This window comes from Alloscardovia sp. HMSC034E08, from assembly GCF_001813415.1.
Taxonomy (GTDB): domain Bacteria; phylum Actinomycetota; class Actinomycetes; order Actinomycetales; family Bifidobacteriaceae; genus Alloscardovia; species Alloscardovia omnicolens.
The window spans coordinates 1,025,686-1,042,889 of the sequence record NZ_KV812468.1 but is presented as its reverse complement, the minus strand read 5'-3'; the positions used below and the strand labels follow the sequence as shown (position 1 = coordinate 1,042,889).

General features: G+C 45.3%; 13 protein-coding genes. 12 read left to right on the top strand and 1 reads right to left on the bottom strand.

All coding sequences use genetic code 11. From position 1 onward, the window contains the following. Positions 1–4: 4 nt before the first annotated feature. Entirely contained in the window at positions 5–2,290 is a 2,286-nt protein-coding gene (locus tag HMPREF2909_RS06115) for a HelD family protein (RefSeq protein WP_071416001.1), read from the bottom strand. Positions 2,291–2,729: 439 nt separating this feature from the next. Here HMPREF2909_RS06115 and mraZ point away from each other — a divergent pair, with 439 nt between their 5' ends. The 12 genes from mraZ (at position 2,730) to HMPREF2909_RS06055 (ending at position 17,138) form a co-directional block, all read left to right on the top strand. Then, complete coding sequence (mraZ, locus tag HMPREF2909_RS06110) at positions 2,730–3,227, top strand: division/cell wall cluster transcriptional repressor MraZ (RefSeq protein WP_026472494.1); 498 nt, start codon at positions 2,730–2,732, stop codon at positions 3,225–3,227. After that, positions 3,221–4,378, top strand: coding sequence for a 16S rRNA (cytosine(1402)-N(4))-methyltransferase RsmH (gene rsmH / locus HMPREF2909_RS06105; protein WP_071415603.1), 1,158 nt, complete (start codon positions 3,221–3,223; stop codon positions 4,376–4,378). Before mraZ ends, rsmH begins: the two co-directional genes overlap by 7 nt. Continuing rightward, entirely contained in the window at positions 4,365–4,811 is a 447-nt protein-coding gene (locus tag HMPREF2909_RS06100) for a hypothetical protein (RefSeq protein WP_071415602.1), read from the top strand. The genes rsmH and HMPREF2909_RS06100 overlap by 14 nt, the downstream gene beginning before the upstream one ends. Continuing rightward, positions 4,811–6,673: a peptidoglycan D,D-transpeptidase FtsI family protein gene (locus HMPREF2909_RS06095; RefSeq protein WP_071415601.1), complete on the top strand. Its 1,863-nt coding sequence runs from the start codon at positions 4,811–4,813 to the stop codon at positions 6,671–6,673. Before HMPREF2909_RS06100 ends, HMPREF2909_RS06095 begins: the two co-directional genes overlap by 1 nt. Positions 6,674–6,698: 25 nt before the next feature. Further along, the gene (locus HMPREF2909_RS06090; RefSeq protein WP_071415600.1) at positions 6,699–7,670 is read left to right on the top strand and encodes a hypothetical protein; all 972 of its coding nucleotides are present in this window, start codon (positions 6,699–6,701) and stop codon (positions 7,668–7,670) included. Between the two features lie 2 nt (positions 7,671–7,672). After that, positions 7,673–9,250 carry a UDP-N-acetylmuramoyl-tripeptide--D-alanyl-D-alanine ligase gene (locus HMPREF2909_RS06085; protein WP_071415599.1) on the top strand — a complete coding sequence of 526 codons (1,578 nt, stop codon included), beginning with the start codon at positions 7,673–7,675 and terminating at the stop codon, positions 9,248–9,250. A gap of 90 nt (positions 9,251–9,340) precedes the next feature. Then, a complete protein-coding gene (mraY, locus tag HMPREF2909_RS06080) occupies positions 9,341–10,435 on the top strand; it encodes a phospho-N-acetylmuramoyl-pentapeptide-transferase (protein ID WP_071415598.1) in 1,095 nt (364 codons plus the stop codon). 86 nt (positions 10,436–10,521) lie between these two features. Further along, positions 10,522–12,084 (top strand): UDP-N-acetylmuramoyl-L-alanine--D-glutamate ligase, encoded by a 1,563-nt coding sequence (murD, locus tag HMPREF2909_RS06075; RefSeq protein WP_071415597.1) that lies wholly within the window; start codon positions 10,522–10,524, stop codon positions 12,082–12,084. Further along, positions 12,074–13,486, top strand: a complete 1,413-nt coding sequence (locus tag HMPREF2909_RS06070) for an FtsW/RodA/SpoVE family cell cycle protein (RefSeq protein ID WP_084797282.1) — start codon at positions 12,074–12,076, stop codon at positions 13,484–13,486. Before murD ends, HMPREF2909_RS06070 begins: the two co-directional genes overlap by 11 nt. Positions 13,487–13,510: 24 nt before the next feature. Continuing rightward, the gene (locus HMPREF2909_RS06065) at positions 13,511–14,746 is read left to right on the top strand and encodes a UDP-N-acetylglucosamine--N-acetylmuramyl-(pentapeptide) pyrophosphoryl-undecaprenol N-acetylglucosamine transferase (protein ID WP_071415999.1); all 1,236 of its coding nucleotides are present in this window, start codon (positions 13,511–13,513) and stop codon (positions 14,744–14,746) included. Next, positions 14,746–16,251 (top strand): UDP-N-acetylmuramate--L-alanine ligase, encoded by a 1,506-nt coding sequence (gene murC / locus HMPREF2909_RS06060; RefSeq protein ID WP_071415596.1) that lies wholly within the window; start codon positions 14,746–14,748, stop codon positions 16,249–16,251. The genes HMPREF2909_RS06065 and murC overlap by 1 nt, the downstream gene beginning before the upstream one ends. Continuing rightward, positions 16,248–17,138 (top strand): cell division protein FtsQ/DivIB, encoded by an 891-nt coding sequence (locus HMPREF2909_RS06055; RefSeq protein ID WP_049188526.1) that lies wholly within the window; start codon positions 16,248–16,250, stop codon positions 17,136–17,138. Before murC ends, HMPREF2909_RS06055 begins: the two co-directional genes overlap by 4 nt. Positions 17,139–17,204 lie beyond the last annotated feature (66 nt).

The following is a 17,204-nucleotide window of genomic DNA, read 5'->3' as shown; positions in this document are numbered from 1 at the left end:
TACCTTACAAAGAAATACGCTCAGTGTCTTCTTGAGTCTGAACTATGACTAATTTTTGAGTTGGTCGCGTCATAGCCACATATAAATCAGCAGCAGCAGTTAAACGCGATGGGCTATTTTCAGAAATCAAACCTGGCTCCATAAGAACCACAGCATCAAATTCTAAGCCCTTGACTTCAGTAGGTGTATAAACACCAATTTGAGCATCCCAACGAGGCTGTGATGTTAATCGATCAAACTCATTCTCAGAAATAGCATCAGTATTTTTCAGAGATAAACGCAACTGTTTATCTACAGCATCGCGCACACTCTCGTCACAAATAAGGGCAACGCGACCAGATCCATCACTAGATACATATTGAGTGAGTAAATCAACAGTATGGAAAATAGAGGAGCTGATAACAGCAGGCATATCGCTCAACTTTTTAATAACTACACTATCGTCTACCGCACGTACAGCTGACACAGTAGAAATATATAGTCCTTCAGAAGCAGCAAAACGTCCCGCAATATCAGAGACTTCTTGTGGATTACGGTAGTCAACGGTAAGCTCATGCATATCCCACCCATCAGCTCCGAAAATGCGGTCGAGCATATGGTTCCATGAGTGTGTTCCACCAAGAGCAGAGGTTTGTGCCACATCGCCTACAATCGTAAAAGAACGAGAAGGGCAGCGGCGCATCAGCATACGCCAATCCATTGCAGTAAGCTCTTGAGCTTCATCTACCACAATATGACCATACGTCCATTCGCGGTCTGCTCCAGCACGTTCTGCCAAACTCGAATCATCAGAGTTGTTCATATGAGAAAGCACCGTTTGAGCTGAAATGCCAGAATTCTTCAGGCCGAAAGAATCCATCATCTCATTCACATAGCGTTCTTCAGCACTCTGCGCTGAAGAACGCGCATTCGCCTTTTGCTGTTCGAGTGGATCTGGTCCCAAAAGTTCGTAGGCCTCATCAAGTAAAGGAATATCCGATACTGTTAAAGCGGAACCTGATGGTCGAATCAAAGCTGCAATATCGGTGTCGGTCAGCCATGGAGCACACTGCTTAAGGCGGTGAGGCTTGGAGAATAAATCATTAATCAGCCATTGTGCGTTCATTGGCAGCCATGCGGTATTCAGCGTGCGCTTCACGCATTCACTCATGCGAATAGTTTCATGCGCATTTTCAACCTCAGAATATTCGGGCTCATAATCCAACTGTTCCTTAAAACGATTCGTTAACAAAGAAATCATGGATTTTACAAAAGTATTGCGTGCAAGATTATGCGGTTGGCGCGAACGATGAGCATTGCCTTGAGCTTCTTCAATATCTGCACGGGTAATTGGCACACGAACACCATTAATTTTCAACACTGGCAACTGTGAAGGAATACGCACGCGCATAGATACTGCATGAGCAATAACATCGGCCATGCGGCAATCGCCTTTAAGCCTGGCGGCAAAAGGATTATCAGTTACATCAGTAGATATACCTGGTAGAAGATTTCCTAAAGTACGCGAAATAACGCCAGTTTCACCCAATGATGGTAAAACCTGATCAATATAGTGCAAAAAAGCAGGGGATGGTCCAACAACTAAAACACCAGAACGTTGCAAAGTAGAACGATGTGTGTATAGCAAATAAGCAGCACGATGAAGAGCAACTGCTGTTTTACCTGTTCCTGGTCCTCCCTGAACAACAAGAGGGCGTTTGGCAGAACTGCGGATAATGCGGTCTTGCTCACCTTGAATAGTTGCTACAATATCACTCATTTTCCCTGTGCGACGTGTGGCAAGGGAAGCGAGCAAGGCACCTTCACCTGTTAGTGTGCCGCTTGCAGACGCTTGTGAAACTTGACTTGAATCTATATTTAAGACTTCGTCTTCTAAAGCAATAACATCACGGAACTTCAATGTAATATGGCGACGCATGGCAATATTGCCACGGTGTAAAGGAGTTGCCTCATAAAATGGACGTGCAGCTTCAGCGCGCCAGTCCACCACAATGGCCTCATGATCAGTGCTTTGTAAACCGATTCGACCAATATGCAAACGGGTGTCATCATCGGTATCTATGCGCCCAAAAACAAGCCTATCTTCCACTAAACGCAACTGGTATAAGCGATCTTCATACATAGTGGCAAAAGAGTCACGCTCAGAACGCTGTGTAGGTGAACCATGCGCTCCTCGTGAACGTACCTCGCTTAATCGATCTTGAGTTTGCTTGCGGATTTCATCGAGCCTGGCATAGGCTACATCCACCATGGATTGTTCTTCGCGGAGTTGTTCTGAATAATCGGACACGCGTGCATTTCCTTGTGTTGAGTACGAGTGGCTTGACTCGTGTACAGAGTCAAAAACTGCCCTATAAGCATACTCAAAAGGCTCTACATCAAGATGATACATAGCGAGCGAATGCCTCATTCTCTCTCGCTATTCCTTCTCTTTCTTGCATTTTGTGCGAGTTAATCATAAGCAGTATCCACGGGCGGATATTTATCGACTTTTTTCAATTGCTCCTCAGTTTTTATTCAGCACAGCCTCATTAATCCTTAAATTCTTAAAAATTTTGTGTTTTGTGGGGAAAAGTGGAGAGAAGTGGAGTAAAGTGGGGAACATTGTGAGTGTATTTTCGCATACCTGAAGATGGTTATCTGGTTGAAAGGAGGGGAGAATGCCTGAAAATACTGGTGTTGGCGATGTTTTTGCTACTCATGGCGGCTCTGCTGAGTTTGGCGAGCCTATGGGTAATGGAGCACAGAACACGCAAAATGAAGGGAAAAATCTCCCTCTACCAGATTTGCTGCTCGGTACGTACACTCCAAAAATCGATGCGAAGGGTCGTGTAGCTATTCCGGCTAAAATGCGCAGCCAGCTTGGAGAAGGTTGCGTGTTGGCGCGAGGTCAGGAACGATGCGTGTACATACTTCCCAATGATGAATTCCGTCGCATTGCTCAACAAATTCAACATATTTCATTGAGTAATAAGGCTGCACGCAACTATTTGCGTGTTTTTCTCTCTGGTGCTGTGGATTTAGAACCAGACAAACAGGGGCGAGTAATGGTGCCACAGATGCTGCGTTCTTATGCCAATTTAGGCGATGACGTTGTGCTTATTGGCGTGGGAACTCGTGCAGAACTATGGAATCGTGAAGATTGGGAGAAGTATTTGGCTGATCAAGAAGATGACTACAGCAATATGGCTGACGATGTGCTTCCGGTAGGTGATTTTGCATGGTAGATTCTCACAACTCTAGCCAGAACAATTTAAGTGCTCTGAGCGCTATTCACAAGCCAGTGCTTTTTGACGAATGTGTTGAACTTGTTACTGCACATGCCGAGGCTTCGGCACGCGCCGATGGACGTGATGTTCCTGTGGTTGTGGATTGTACTTTGGGCTTAGCAGGTCATACCAGTGGCTTCCTGCAAGCAGTTCCGAATCTTCGCGTTATTGGCATTGATAGAGATGAACAAGCTTTGAGCTTGGCTACTGAGCGTATTACTAAGCTGGGGCTAAGTAATCGTTTTACTCCGGCGCATGCAGCTTTTGATGATTTTTCGGATGTTCTTGAGCGTGCAGGCGTTACGCATGTTGATGCTGTATTTATGGATCTTGGCTTATCGAGTTTACAGATAGATGAAACAGATCGTGGTTTCTCCTACTCGCATAACGCTCCGTTAGATATGCGTATGGATACATCCCAAGAGCTAACAGCTGCCGATATTTTAGCGACCTATGATTACGCTGATTTAGTACGTATTTTTAAGGAGTATGGTCAAGAGCGCTTTAGCGGATCTATTGTGCGAGAAATTATTAGATTGCGTGAATCTCAGCAGGCAATTGAGACCTCTTTTGAACTTTCAGAATTAGTTGATCGCGTGGTACCCAAGGCAAAACGTCCAGCAGGAAATCCAGCGAAGCGTGTTTTCCAAGCCTTGCGTATTGAAGTCAACGGTGAGCTTACGAAACTTGCGCAAACTCTACCACAAGCCTTACGCGCTCTGTCGGTAGGAGGGCGATTAGTAGTGGAGTCCTACCATTCATTAGAAGACATGTGCGTGAAGAAATTCTTTATGCGTGGTCTGGTAGCACATGTCCCTCCCCATATGCCCGTTATTCCTCCAGAAGCTCAGCCATATCTTCGTGATTTAACGCATGGTGCTATGAAAGCCGACAAAGCAGAAGTAGAACGTAATTCTCGATCCGCTTCAGTGCGTTTGCGCGCAGTAGAGCTAACTCGTAATCCTCCTGCTTGGGCTTTTGAACAAGAGCCTTCACGCGCCGTCAATCGCTCAAAGCAGACAAAGCGCGGAACAAAAACAGCGCAACAATCACACTTCACAAATAACCGTCGTAACTCTCACAGTAAGGAACACTATGGCAGCCGCTGAAGCACGAAGCATTCGTTCATCGCAATCACGTCAATCCACGGTGCGTTCTACCCGTCCTGGCACGCGCTCTGCAGCTCCAGAACGTCCACAGCTGCGTGTGAGTTCACGTGAGAACCGCTTACGTCAATCTGCTTTTATGCAGCAAGTGCAGTCAGTGTATCACAGTCGTCAACGGTCTATGGCTATGATGATGACGTCAATTGTTTTTCTCGTAATGAGCTTAGGAGTAACGCTATTTTTGCGTACAGAAATGACTAAAAATGCTTATAGTATTACGGAAACTCAAAACACTGTGGTGCAGCTCAAACAAGATGTACAGCAAGATAGAGCTAAACTAAATGAACTAGAATCACAGCTGCCACAACGAGCAACCAATATGGGAATGCAACAGGGCTCGAGCAGCATGACTATTGATTTAGGGAATGCACAGTAATGGTCAAAAATGCTTCGCAGAATCGCTATGCTACCGCTGTGGCGCATGCTATTCGTCGTCGCACCATTGTAATTATCGTCTTATGGGCATTTTTGCTGGCTACATGCGTTGTTCAGCTAGCTAGACTGCAAATAATTGATGCAGCAGAGATTGCTCAAGAAGCTCAGAACTCCCGCACTGTTACTGCACGTGTGCAGGCGATGCGCGGTGCAATCGTTGATACGAATGGGGAAGTTCTCGCTCAAAGCGTGGAAGCATATAAGATTTATGTGGATCAAGTAGGGGCGAAAAATTTTACTCCCACATCCTGCACTGTTACGCGCACACGTTCTATGACGGATGAAGAGTATAAAGCCAAAGTTGCAAGTCGTAAAAATTCGTGTCACAGCATAGATGGTAAGGATGTTCCGGGTAAAGGCGCATCTGCTGTTGCACGTATTTTAGGTCCTGTTTTGCACCAGAACGTGCAGGAGCTCGGCGGTAAAATTGCTGGAAATACACGTTATGTGGTTGTAGCAAAAAGCGTAACTCCGAGCGTAAAACGTAAAATCGATAAGCTACATTTATCTGGTGTGGTTGGTGCAGAACTCATTAGCCAGAGGGTATATACGAATCCTACGCTTATCGGATCAATCTTAGGCGGTGTGAACGAACAAGATAAAGGTGTTGCCGGCGTTGAAGCGATGCAAAATGCATCCTTGCAGGGTGTTGATGGTGTAGAAAACTATCAGCAAACAAATCCTGCTTATGGTACGGCAAAAATTCCCGGAACCGAAGAAGTGAAATCTGTAGCAACACCTGGTGGCACGGTAAAACTCACTATTGATGCAGATGTACAGTGGTACCTCGATAAAGTACTCAAAGCCCGCGTTGATGACCAAAAGGCTCAATGGGGTATTGGTGTGGTTCAGGAAGTAAAAACAGGTAAGATTCTTGCCATCGCAGATTCAAATCAGTATGCTGCCAATTCCACCGATGCATTAACAAAGGGATCCATAGCCATGGAATCCACCTTCGACCCTGGTTCTACGGGAAAAATTATTACTGCTTCCGCTGTTCTTCAAGAAGGACTGCACAAGGCAACAGATCATTTTACTGTGCCGTATTCCTTGGAATATGAAGGACAGAGGTATCATAATGCTCTTCCTCATCCTGATGAGAATTTAACTCTTGCAGGCATCTTGTATCACTCATACAATACCGGCACTATTATGACCGCTTATAATTTGTCTGCGCAAAAGCGATATGACTATATTACAAAGTTTGGTTTAGGTCAGCCCACAGGTATTAATTTCCCAGGTGAGTCCAATGGTTTGCTCACGAATTATAAGAATTGGGATACTCGAACTCAGCAGACTGTGCTTTTTGGTCAGGGATATACAGTTAATGCTTTACAGATGACCAACGTTATTGCCGCCATTGCTAATGGTGGAGTGCATATGGGGCAGCGTCTTATTGAACAATCTACAGATGCACAAGGTAAAGATACAACACCAACTGTAACAAAATCTGAACGTGTGGTATCGAGTGAAACAGCAGCCACAGTTCTTAATATGATGGAGAATGTTGCTGAGGCATCTCCTGATTATGAGATTGATGGATACCGTATGGCTGGTAAATCGGGTACTGCAGAAGTTCTAGGAGAAGACGGTAGACTTACCAGTATTGTGGGTGACTATATTGTGGCTTTGCCTGCGGATAATCCTCAGTTTGTTATTTCGGTATTCCTTAAAGATGCTAGAGCGTACTACGGTGCTGCAACTGCTGGTCCTGTGGTTAAAAATGTGGCACAATTCCTTATTCAGAAGTACCAGATTGCGCCATCCGCACCGCGCACCGATGCTATTCCTATTACATGGTAGTACTCAGTGGTAATGTGATATAGATATGTCTAGCGTAAGTGAATCAATAACAGAGCACATCACTATTGGTGATATTCGACGTCGATACGGTATAGCTACCGCAGGGTCGCGTCACGATGCTGTTACTTTAACCTCCGTGGCTGATGCTTTAGAAGACATCACGCCAGGTGCATTGTATATTAGTGCAACTTCACAATACGATGAGCGCATCGTACATGCTGCTGCAAAACGTGGAGCATACGCCATTGTTTTTATGGTCTCTGATTTCTCTGAGACTGTAAAAACTCATGCTTTGCCCGCAAATACAGAAATACCTGTGCTTTTTGCTCAGCTGAATAACGATGCTCGTGCACGCATTGCCTCAGATATGGCAGGTCATCCGGCTTCTGCTATGGCTATTTTTGCTGTGCAAGGAGACCGAGATGGCGCGGTTATTGAGCAGTTGCACGATATTTTGCATTATCTTGGAAATCCTATGGGCGTTATTGATGGGCGCGGAGGAATAAGTCTCGATCGCAACATAGGGTTGCACACTCCTTTTTCTCCTTTAGATGTTCAGCGCATGCTGTCGATTATGGCTGAAGATGGAGCGACCTCAGTTATTATTCATATTGATGATGCAGTGCTCGAATCTTTGGCTCTCACACAAGTCAGCGTTGATGTATATACCAACACCATTCATGAATCATTGAATGTGCCTGAAATAGAACCTCGCAGAGCTTTTCTTAACCGCAAGCAAGCTGAGGAGAAGAAAACTGAGCTCAAAAAAATAGCCGAGCAAAATTTGCACACTTATGGAGCTGAAATAAGCGATGCCACGATGTGCGTAGAAACCACCGAAGAAGCACGCCTTCTAGTGAATGAAACACTGGGAGAAAAAGTGGCAAAGCAGCATAAGAGCATTGCAACTGCAGTAACTATGATTATGGCTGCAGGTGTAAAAAAGACGAGTATTAAAAGCGCTTTGCGCTTATCTCAAGAAATGAAAGCAGAGTAAGCATGATTTCTACACGCATCAGCGAATTGTTGGCTCATGATGTGGGGCAGCTTGTGCTCCATGGTCAGACAGTTCACATTGTGCCAGAGAATGACGATAAAGCGTTTGACCATGTAACAACTGATTCACGTGAAGTTCAAGAATCAAGTATCTTCGTTGCTATCGCAGGCGAACATGTAGATGGTCATGATTTTGTTGCTGATTTGCCAAGTAGCACTTTAGCCGTTGTTGATCGAGCAATTGAAGGCGCACAGTGTGCTCAGATTATTGTGCAGAACACGATTAAAGCTTTGGGAGAAATTGCTCGCTTGAATATTAGCAAGCGTAAAGCTTTGGCTGCACGAGGATTGAACGAGTTTACTATTATTGGTATTACTGGTTCGGTAGGAAAAACCACCACCAAAGATATGCTTCATGCGGTTCTTTCGCGTTTAGCTCCAACAGTTGCTCCTCAAGGCTCTTTTAATAACGATATTGGGTTGCCTCTTACCGCTTTGAAAGTTAATGAAAAAACACGTTTCTTTGTGGCAGAAATGGGAGCTTCAGCAGTGGGGGAAATTGAATACCTCACCACTATTGCACCTCCAGATATTTCTATTGTTCTTAAAGTTGGTGTGGCTCATCTTGGTGGATTTGGCAGCGTAGAAGCAATTCGCGATGCAAAATCTGAAATTGTACGTGCCTTAAGCAGCTCTGGCGTTGCAGTTCTCAATGCAGACGACGAGTATGTGCGCACTATGGCATCCATGACGAAGGCATCGAGCATTATTTGGTTTAGCCGCCACAGCGAGAATGAACAGCCTAAACCAAGCGTATCGGGTATGGTTTCTTCCGTTATTCTGCGTGGAACAGATACGATTGCAGATTCCACGAATCGCCCTAAATTTACTGTGCATCTGCCTGATGGCACAAGCTTTGACCTGCGCCTAGGTATGAGCGGTGAGCATAATGTTTTCAACGCTCTAGCAGTACTCAGCGTTATTTACAGTCTGGATATTCCAGAACATATTGCAGCAAGCGTGCTTTCGCAATTAGCCACAGTTAGTGCACATCGCATGCATATCGTGCCTGTGAATATAGATAATAAATCTTTTACTCTTATTGATGATTCTTTTAATGCTAATCCAGATTCTATGCATGCTGGTTTAACTGCATTAAGTCATTACCAAGCGGACGTGCCGAATACACGCAGAATTGCTGTGCTTGGTTCCATGTTAGAGCTGGGTAGTAGTGAGGATGAGAAACACCGCGCTATTGGTGCGTACGCTGCACAGATCAGTGATGTGGTAATTGCTGTGGGTTCTCAAAGCGATGGCACGCTTATGCATTTAGCTAGCTGCATTGCTCAGGGAGCGCAGGAAGAGATTGATCAGACACAGCACATCGCTGAGGTGATGGTGGTGAACAGTCCTCAAGAGGCTCAAGCACGCGTCTCTCAGCTTGCACATGAGGGTCACAACACAGAGAAGGGTAACAATACAGAGAATACGGTGGTTTTGCTCAAAGGTTCGCATGCTTCAGGTTTAAGCACGCTTGCTGATATATGGTTAGAGCACGCTTGCGCAGATGCGAATAAATGAATTGATCCAGTAGCACATCACATATTCTGCACGTACACGTGTGTACGTAAAAAGTAGCTAGACACTCAGAATTAGGGGAGTTAACTCGACATGATTGCCGTACTCATTGGTCTTATAGTCTCTTTGGTTGTCACTTTTGTGGGCACGCCAATAGTCACTCAGGTCATCCATAAACTGCATTATGGACAGTATATTCGTCAAGATGGTCCTCAGTCTCATCTCGTTAAGCGCGGAACCCCAACTATGGGTGGTATTGCTATTAACTTAGCTATTGTTCTGGGGTGGTTGGCTTCAGCAGCCTATCGCTATTTTTCTTTCGGAACCCCGTTCTCTCTTAACGCTTTACTCGTTTTGTTTATTATGCTCTCCATGGGAGCTCTTGGTTTTATTGATGATTTTGCCAAGGTCGCAAAAAAGCAGAATGAAGGCTTAAGCATTCCGGCAAAGTTTACGGGTCAGATTATTTTTGCCACAGCTTATGCCATTCTTTCTCTTACTCTGAAAGCTCCTGATGGTACGGTTTCTGCCCACTCAGGTGTTACTTTTATTGAAAAACCTTTTATTAACTTTGAATCTTTGGGCTTTATGCTCTCCACTATTTTGTTCGTTGTGTGGGTAAACTTCTTACTTGCTGCATGGACCAATGCTACGAATTTGACTGACGGCTTAGACGGTCTTGCCTCAGGTAGCTCTATGGTTGCTTTTATTGGTTTTGCTTTGATTAGTATGTGGCAAAGCTATCATCGCGTTCCAGCTCCTAGATCCTACAGTTATACTGTGCAGGATCCGAAAGATCTTGCCATTATTGCTTTGTGCGCAGTAGCAGCCTGCTTTGGATTCTTATGGTTTAATTCCAATCCAGCCACGATTTTTATGGGAGATACAGGTTCTTTAGCTTTGGGCGGTTTATTTGCTGCTCTGTCTATTGCCACGCATACAGAGGTTTTGGCAGTTATTCTGGGCGGATTATTCGTGTGGGAAGCTGCATCCGATGTTATTCAGATTTTCTCTTTCAAAGTCTTCCATAAACGTGTGTTTAAGATGGCTCCTATCCATCATCACTACGAGCTTAAAGGCTGGTCAGAGAATAAAGTGGTAGTGCGTTTCTGGATGATTGAAATGGTCTGCGTTATTATCGCTTTGGTTATTTTCTATATGGATTGGGTCATCCGTTCAGGCATATAATCAGCACAGCTAACGCAACTATATGCGCGCATAATCGTTAAAGCTTCTCTAATTTTCTTCGTAACAGCTAAGGCATGAAGGTAAGTATGAAAACGTATTTAGTAGTAGGTTTAGGAGTTTCAGGTGCCAGTGTTGTAGAAGTACTGCGCGCACAAGGAGAGAAAGTGCTGACTGCAGACGATAAAAAAACTGCAGATTATTCTTTAGCTCAGATTGGCAGCCCTGATTTTGATTACACGCCTATAGATTGCGTAATTACTTCGCCAGGATTTAAGCCTACGACTGATTTTATTGTACGGGCAACGGATGCTTCGGTTCCTGTTATCAGTGATGTGGAGCTGGCATGGCGCTTACATGAGCAGGCCGAGCAGGCTCAACGCTCTGGTCAGCAGTGGATTGGCATTACCGGAACGAACGGTAAAACAACGACCACAGAAATGACCGAAGCTATTATGCGCTCTGCAGGGCGTGCAAGCGCGGCTGTGGGAAATATCGGAAATCCTATCGTTCCTGCAGTAGCGAGCAATCAGCTCGATACTATCGTTGCCGAGCTGAGTTCTTTCCAACTGCACTACACAGACTCTGTGACCTTAGATTGCGCGGCAATAACCAACTTAGCTGACGATCATTTGGATTGGCACGGCGGTTTCGATAATTATGCTGCCGATAAAGCTAAGGTCTATAACGGAACACGTTTAGTCATGGTCTACAATGCAGATGATGAGCGCGTTACTCAATTAGCTAAACGCGCGTGGGCTAATCGTCAGGTTGATAGCTGTGCTCTCGTTGGTTTTACGCTTAAGCAGCCACGTGAAGGTCAAGTGGGTATAGAAAACGGCTGGATTGTTAACCGCAGCAGTCTTCCTACTCAAGGTCTAGAAAAACTTGCTCCTGTCAGTTCTTTCACACACTTAACAGAACCTGATGGCAGTGTTTATCCTCACTTACTTGCCGACGCTTTATGCGCTCTATGTTTAAGCGTGGGTGCGGGCGTAGATGTTGAGCACGCACTCGAAGCTCTCCAAGCTTTTGCTCCTAGCGGTCATAGAATTCAAACCGTTGCTGTTGCAGATACGCCACATGGGGATATTCGTTTTGTTGATGATTCTAAAGCAACGAATGCTCACGCAGCTGCTGCATCGTTAAGCAGTTATGGGGATGCATCCGTAGTATGGATTGCCGGAGGTCTTGCAAAGGGCGCAGAGTTTGGTCAGCTGGTGCGCAATCAGCATCATGTTATGGCTGCAGCAGTTATTATTGGTCGCGATCAAAAACCTATGCTTGATGCTTTTGCACAGTATGCTCCACAGATTCCACTAGCTGTTATCGATCCTGATTCATTGGACAATGAGCCTATTATGCAACAAGCAGTGCAAGCAGCGGCGCGCTATGCGCAAGAAAGAGCTCAAGAAAAAGCGCAAGAAAAAACTCAGCAAGAAGTGAAACAGGGTAAGCAAACGCAGGAAGCGCACGAAGCGAAGCAGCAAACGAAGCAAGAAGTCCAGCAGGAGAAGCAACAAGTAGGGCAGAGCATGGTTGTTCTCATGGCTCCTGCCTGCGCTTCTATGGATCAGTTCGTTTCATATGCAGATCGCGGTGACCAATTTGCTCATTATGCTCACGAATGGGTGAACTCTTATGGCAAGTAAGCGTATGTCTTCTTCTTCTTCCTCCTCTTCTTCGTCTTCGCTGTTTTCGACATTGGTGAGGGCAAGGCAAGCGTCAGGGAAATCTTCAGGGCAAACTTCAAGTAAACCTTCTGCTGAACGCGATCCTGTTCAAGTAGCTACTCGAGCATGGAATACTATTATTGACCGTATTGTTGGTTTCTTTACTGTGGGCTCGCGTTTAGAGCATGGAGATAATACGAGTCCGGCGCAGTATGACCGATGGCGCATGATTTTTAATCCAGTATATAGTTACTGGGCTTTAGGCGCTTCGACGGTATTTTTGACCGTTATTGGTTTAGTGATGGTTTTTTCTAGCTCCACAGCCAAGCTCGTGGGGACTAATCAATCCATATGGGCAACTCTTGCTCGTCAAGGTGTTTTTGCTGTTTTGGGTTACGCTGCTTTTATAGCTGTGCAAGTTGTGAAGCCAAGTATTATTGAAAAAAACAGCAGGTACTTCTTGGGGATTGCTATTGGTCTGCAAGCTTTAACTCTTTCAGGTTTGGGATCGAGTGCAGGTGGAAATGCAGGATGGATTGTTGTAGGTCCTTTGCGTTTTCAGCCAGCAGAAATCTTGAAGTTCGCCTTGTGCATTTGGCTACCGGCTGCGTTGTTAAATATGAAAAAAGCAAACAGGACCCCTCTTAAAGGAATTAAACAAGTTATTCCGTATCTGGGGCCTGCTCTTATTTTCGTCTTAGCCTTGGGGCTGGTTATTTTAGGCAAAGACGTAGGTACCGCCATGATTGTGGTGATTATTGGTGTATCTGCTTTCTTTGTTGCAGGTTTTCCTGTGCGTTATATGACAATAGCTGGGTCGTTTTTTGCCTTCCTGTTTTTCATGATTTTCGTTCGAGGTAGCGCCAATCGTTGGGCACGTATTCAAGCGACTTATGGAGGCTGTTCCACGCGTGAAGCTGCACAATCAAAAGCTATTTGTTTCCAGGCATTGCATGGAGATTACGCTTTAGCTACCGGTGGCATAACAGGGATAGGCTTAGGTAATTCGCGCGAAAAGTCATATCTTCCTGCACAAGATAACGATTATATTTTTGCCATCATTGGTGAAGAAATTGGTTTTATTGGAGCGCTTGTTGTTATTGTGCTCATTATGGTGATGGCTTGGTCTTTGATTAATCTGTCGATGCGTCACCAGGATATGTATATGCAAATGGTATTACTCTGCTTTGGAGTATGGTTCGCTGCTCAATCATTTATTAATATTTTTGTTGTGCTCGGCGTTTTGCCTGTTATGGGTTTGCCGTTACCGTTTATATCTTCTGGCGGTTCTGCGCTGATTATGTGTTTAGCTGGGGCAGGTGTTTGTTTCAAGATGGCGCGAGAACAGGAAGATGTGCGTGCAAGTCGAGGACGTGGGTAGGGCGGTCGCGTCATAATGGAATCTATGAATCAATCGGAAACTCTTCATATTGTTTTAGCAGGTGGCGGAACCGCTGGACACGTTAATCCTTTGCTCAGTATTGCTCGCAGTATTGAACAATTAAATCCACAGGCTCAAGTTTCTGTGATTGGAACTGCAGAAGGATTGGAATCACGCTTAGTTCCGCAGGCAGGTTACGAACTCGATACGATTGATAAAGTTCCTTTCCCGCGCTCTGTGAAGCCATCTACTTTTGCTTTTCCTGTCCGTTTTATGAAGCAATTGCGCATGGTTAAAGAGATTTTTACCCGCCGTCATGCCGATGTTGTTGTGGGCGTGGGCGGTTATGCTGCTGCTCCTGCGTATGTGCAAGCGCATGCTATGCGTGTGCCTATTGTAATTCATGAACAAAACGCTCGTGCAGGCATGGCGAATAAATTGGGAGCACGGTGGGCAAGTTTTGTGGGAACCACATATGATGAGTGCGGTTTATCCGTGCGAGGTACTGATGCTCGTATGGAGCGCGTGGGTTTGCCATTACGCACAGTTATTGCCAAGCGTGCTGAAGCATTGCGTAAAAATCGCGAAGAAGCTAAACGTCAGGCAGCTATTGAGATTGGTTTAGATCCAGATATTCCTATTATTGCTATAACAGGTGGCTCTTTGGGAGCTGTGAACGTCAACACAGCTGTTGCTAATGCGTGTAGAGAGCTTTTAGCTTGCGCTCAGATTGTTCATTTAACGGGCAAAGGCAAGAGTGCTTCTGTGCGTGCTGTGGTATCTACCTTGGCAGGGGAGCAGGCTCTGAGCAGTCTTGGTACTTCTGAAGATTCTGCGCATACTGGAGCAGGCGATTACCATATTGCTGAATATTGGGAAAATATGGATGCGGTTATGGCAGCAGCAGATCTCGTCTTATGCCGTTCAGGTGCTGGAACAGTAGCTGAGCTTACTGCATTAGGCGTGCCAGCAGTCTATGTGCCTCTTGCGATAGGCAACGGAGAACAAGTTTTTAATGCTCAACCTGTTGTTAATGCTGGCGGCGGCATGATTGTTCATGATGATGATTTTACTGCTGACTGGATTAAAGAGCACGTAGTGCCGTTAATTACGGATGAAACAAAGCTTTCCGAGATGAGCGCTGTGGCGTGGGAGTATGGCAGGAGAGATGCGGCAGAAAAGATGGCACGCATTATTCTTGACTTAGCACAAGCAGCAGTATCAAAAGTATCAGAGGCGAAAACAGCAGAGGCGAAATAATGAAACAGATTGTATTAGACCCAACCCATCAGCCAATTGACTATTCCCAGGTCGATATTACGAAATGGGAGCACGTGCATTTTATTGGCATTGGTGGAGCAGGCATGAGCGTGCTGGCAGAAATGCTTCTCGAAGAGGGTGTATCTGTGAGCGGTTCCGATGCACATCGCAATGCGAAAACTGATAAGCTCGAATCTTTGGGTGCCACGATTTACGAAGGGCAAGAGGCGCAGAATGTGGATGGTGCGTCAATCGTAGTGTATTCGTCTGCAATTAAGCCTAACAACCCTGAGATTGTGCGAGCTTTTGAACAGGGTAGCTTAGTGATGCATAGGTCTGATATTTTGGCTACTTTGATGGCGCATAAGACCTCTATTACTGTGGCGGGAGCGCATGGCAAAACCACGACAAGTGCCATGATTACGCAGATTTTTGCTAGCGCCGGGCGCGCAGATTTAGCTGATCCGAGCTATGCGATTGGTGGGTCTATTCATACGCCTGAGGGGTTGCGTGATGGTGGTCATGCTGGGCATGGCTCAATTTTTGTAGCAGAGGCAGATGAATCTGATGGCAGCTTCCTGAAATATAGCCCAAGTCTTGCTGTTATTACCAATGTGGAACCAGACCATTTGGATCATTATGGTGATGCTCAAGCTTTTGCTCATGCTTTTATTGAGCATGCGCAACATGCTCAGCAGCATGTTATTGCTTGTGGTGATGATGAGGGTGCTCTTAAGGTAGTGCGTTCTTTGAATGATCAGGAACGTAAGCGTGCTATTGTTTACACGACTAATCCAAATCTGAGTTTGCAGTATGCGCAAGTCGTGCGTATTCATACGGATAATGAGAGCACGTTTGATGGTGGACAAGATTTTTCTATTCAATGGTTGGAACGTTATGGTGAAGAGATGCTTCACGCTCATATCCGTGTTCCTGGCGAGCATAATGTGCGCAATGCTACGGCAGCTTTGATTGCAGCGCTTGTGGCTGGAGTGCAACCTCTTGATGCGGTGCGTGCGCTTGATGATTTTCGTGGTGCGGCTCGCCGTTTCGATATTAAGGCTGTTATCCAGGGTGTAACAGTTGTTGATGATTATGCTCATCATCCAACTGAAGTGAATGCTTTGATGGATGCTGCTCGTGTGCGTTATCCACATGAGCGTATTCGTGTCCTTTTCCAGCCGCATCTGTTCTCGCGTACTCATTTTTTTGCCAATCAGTTTGCTCATGCTTTAGCTAAGGCCGATGAAGCAATTGTTACTGGTATTTTCCCTGCTCGAGAGCTTGAGAAAGATTGGCCAGATATTTCATCTCAGACTATTCCTGATGCTGCTGTTGGTCTTCACACTCAGATTCGTGCTATTGATGATATGAATGAGGCAGCACGGTATCTGGCTGATTCAGCGCAGTCAGGAGATGTTATTTTTACTGTTGGTGCAGGCTCTATTACCACGATGGCAGATAATATTGCAGAACGCTTATCTGAGCGCGAGGTTGAACAGTGAGTTCTGAAAACTCGAAGAATTCGAAACGTCAGCCACGTATTATTCGTGCATCAAGCTTAAGTTCTTCAGCACATCGCGCGGTTTCTGAGAATGTGAGTATCGATGCGCGAGATGAGTTACGCATACGTACCAAAAAGATTGATTTTGAGGAGCGTAAGAGAGAGCAACGCGCAGCTCATCGCCGTTATTGGTTTATTCGCATAGGCATAGGAATAGTGAGCTTTTCGCTCGTGTCTTTTATTCTATGGGCTCTTATTTTTTCGCCATGGTTCAAGATTCGGTCGCAGGCAGTTCGTATCTCTGGCGTAAATAAGTGGGTGTCGGTCACAACAATTGAGAAATATACGAATCCGCTTATTGATTGTTCTCTTATTACTACCTCGGAATCGCAGCTTGAGCAACAACTCGATAATATTCCAGGTATTGCTGCAGCAAAAGTTACAAAAGAGTATCCGCATGGTTTGATTGTGAAGCTGACCGAGGAAACTCCTACAGCTTTGTTGTATACGGAAGACAAGAAAAACTACGTTCCGGTTGATTCCCAAGCTAGACGTTTACGAACAGTCAAGCAGGCTGAAGCAGGAATCCCGATTATTAATGTGCCGACAGTAAAAAGTGGTTTACGCAATGAAACGGTACAGCAAAGCATTAAAGTTTTGGCTGCTCTCGATAAAGATTTGCGTTCACATATAACCTCTACTGAAGCGAAAACACAAGACTCTATTACCACCGTTTTGGATTCAGGATATACCGTGGTGTGGGGTAATGCTTCGTCCATGAGTACAAAGCAGAAAATCGTTACGGCAATTATTGCGCAACTACAAGCCGAAGGAACCGCTACAGGAACCATCGATGTATCCGCTCCATCACGACCAATCGTGAAGTAGGGATGAGAGTTACTAGGAAAAAGAGCAGGCGAAAGTTGTGCTCAATTGTGCGATGCTTGTGAAATC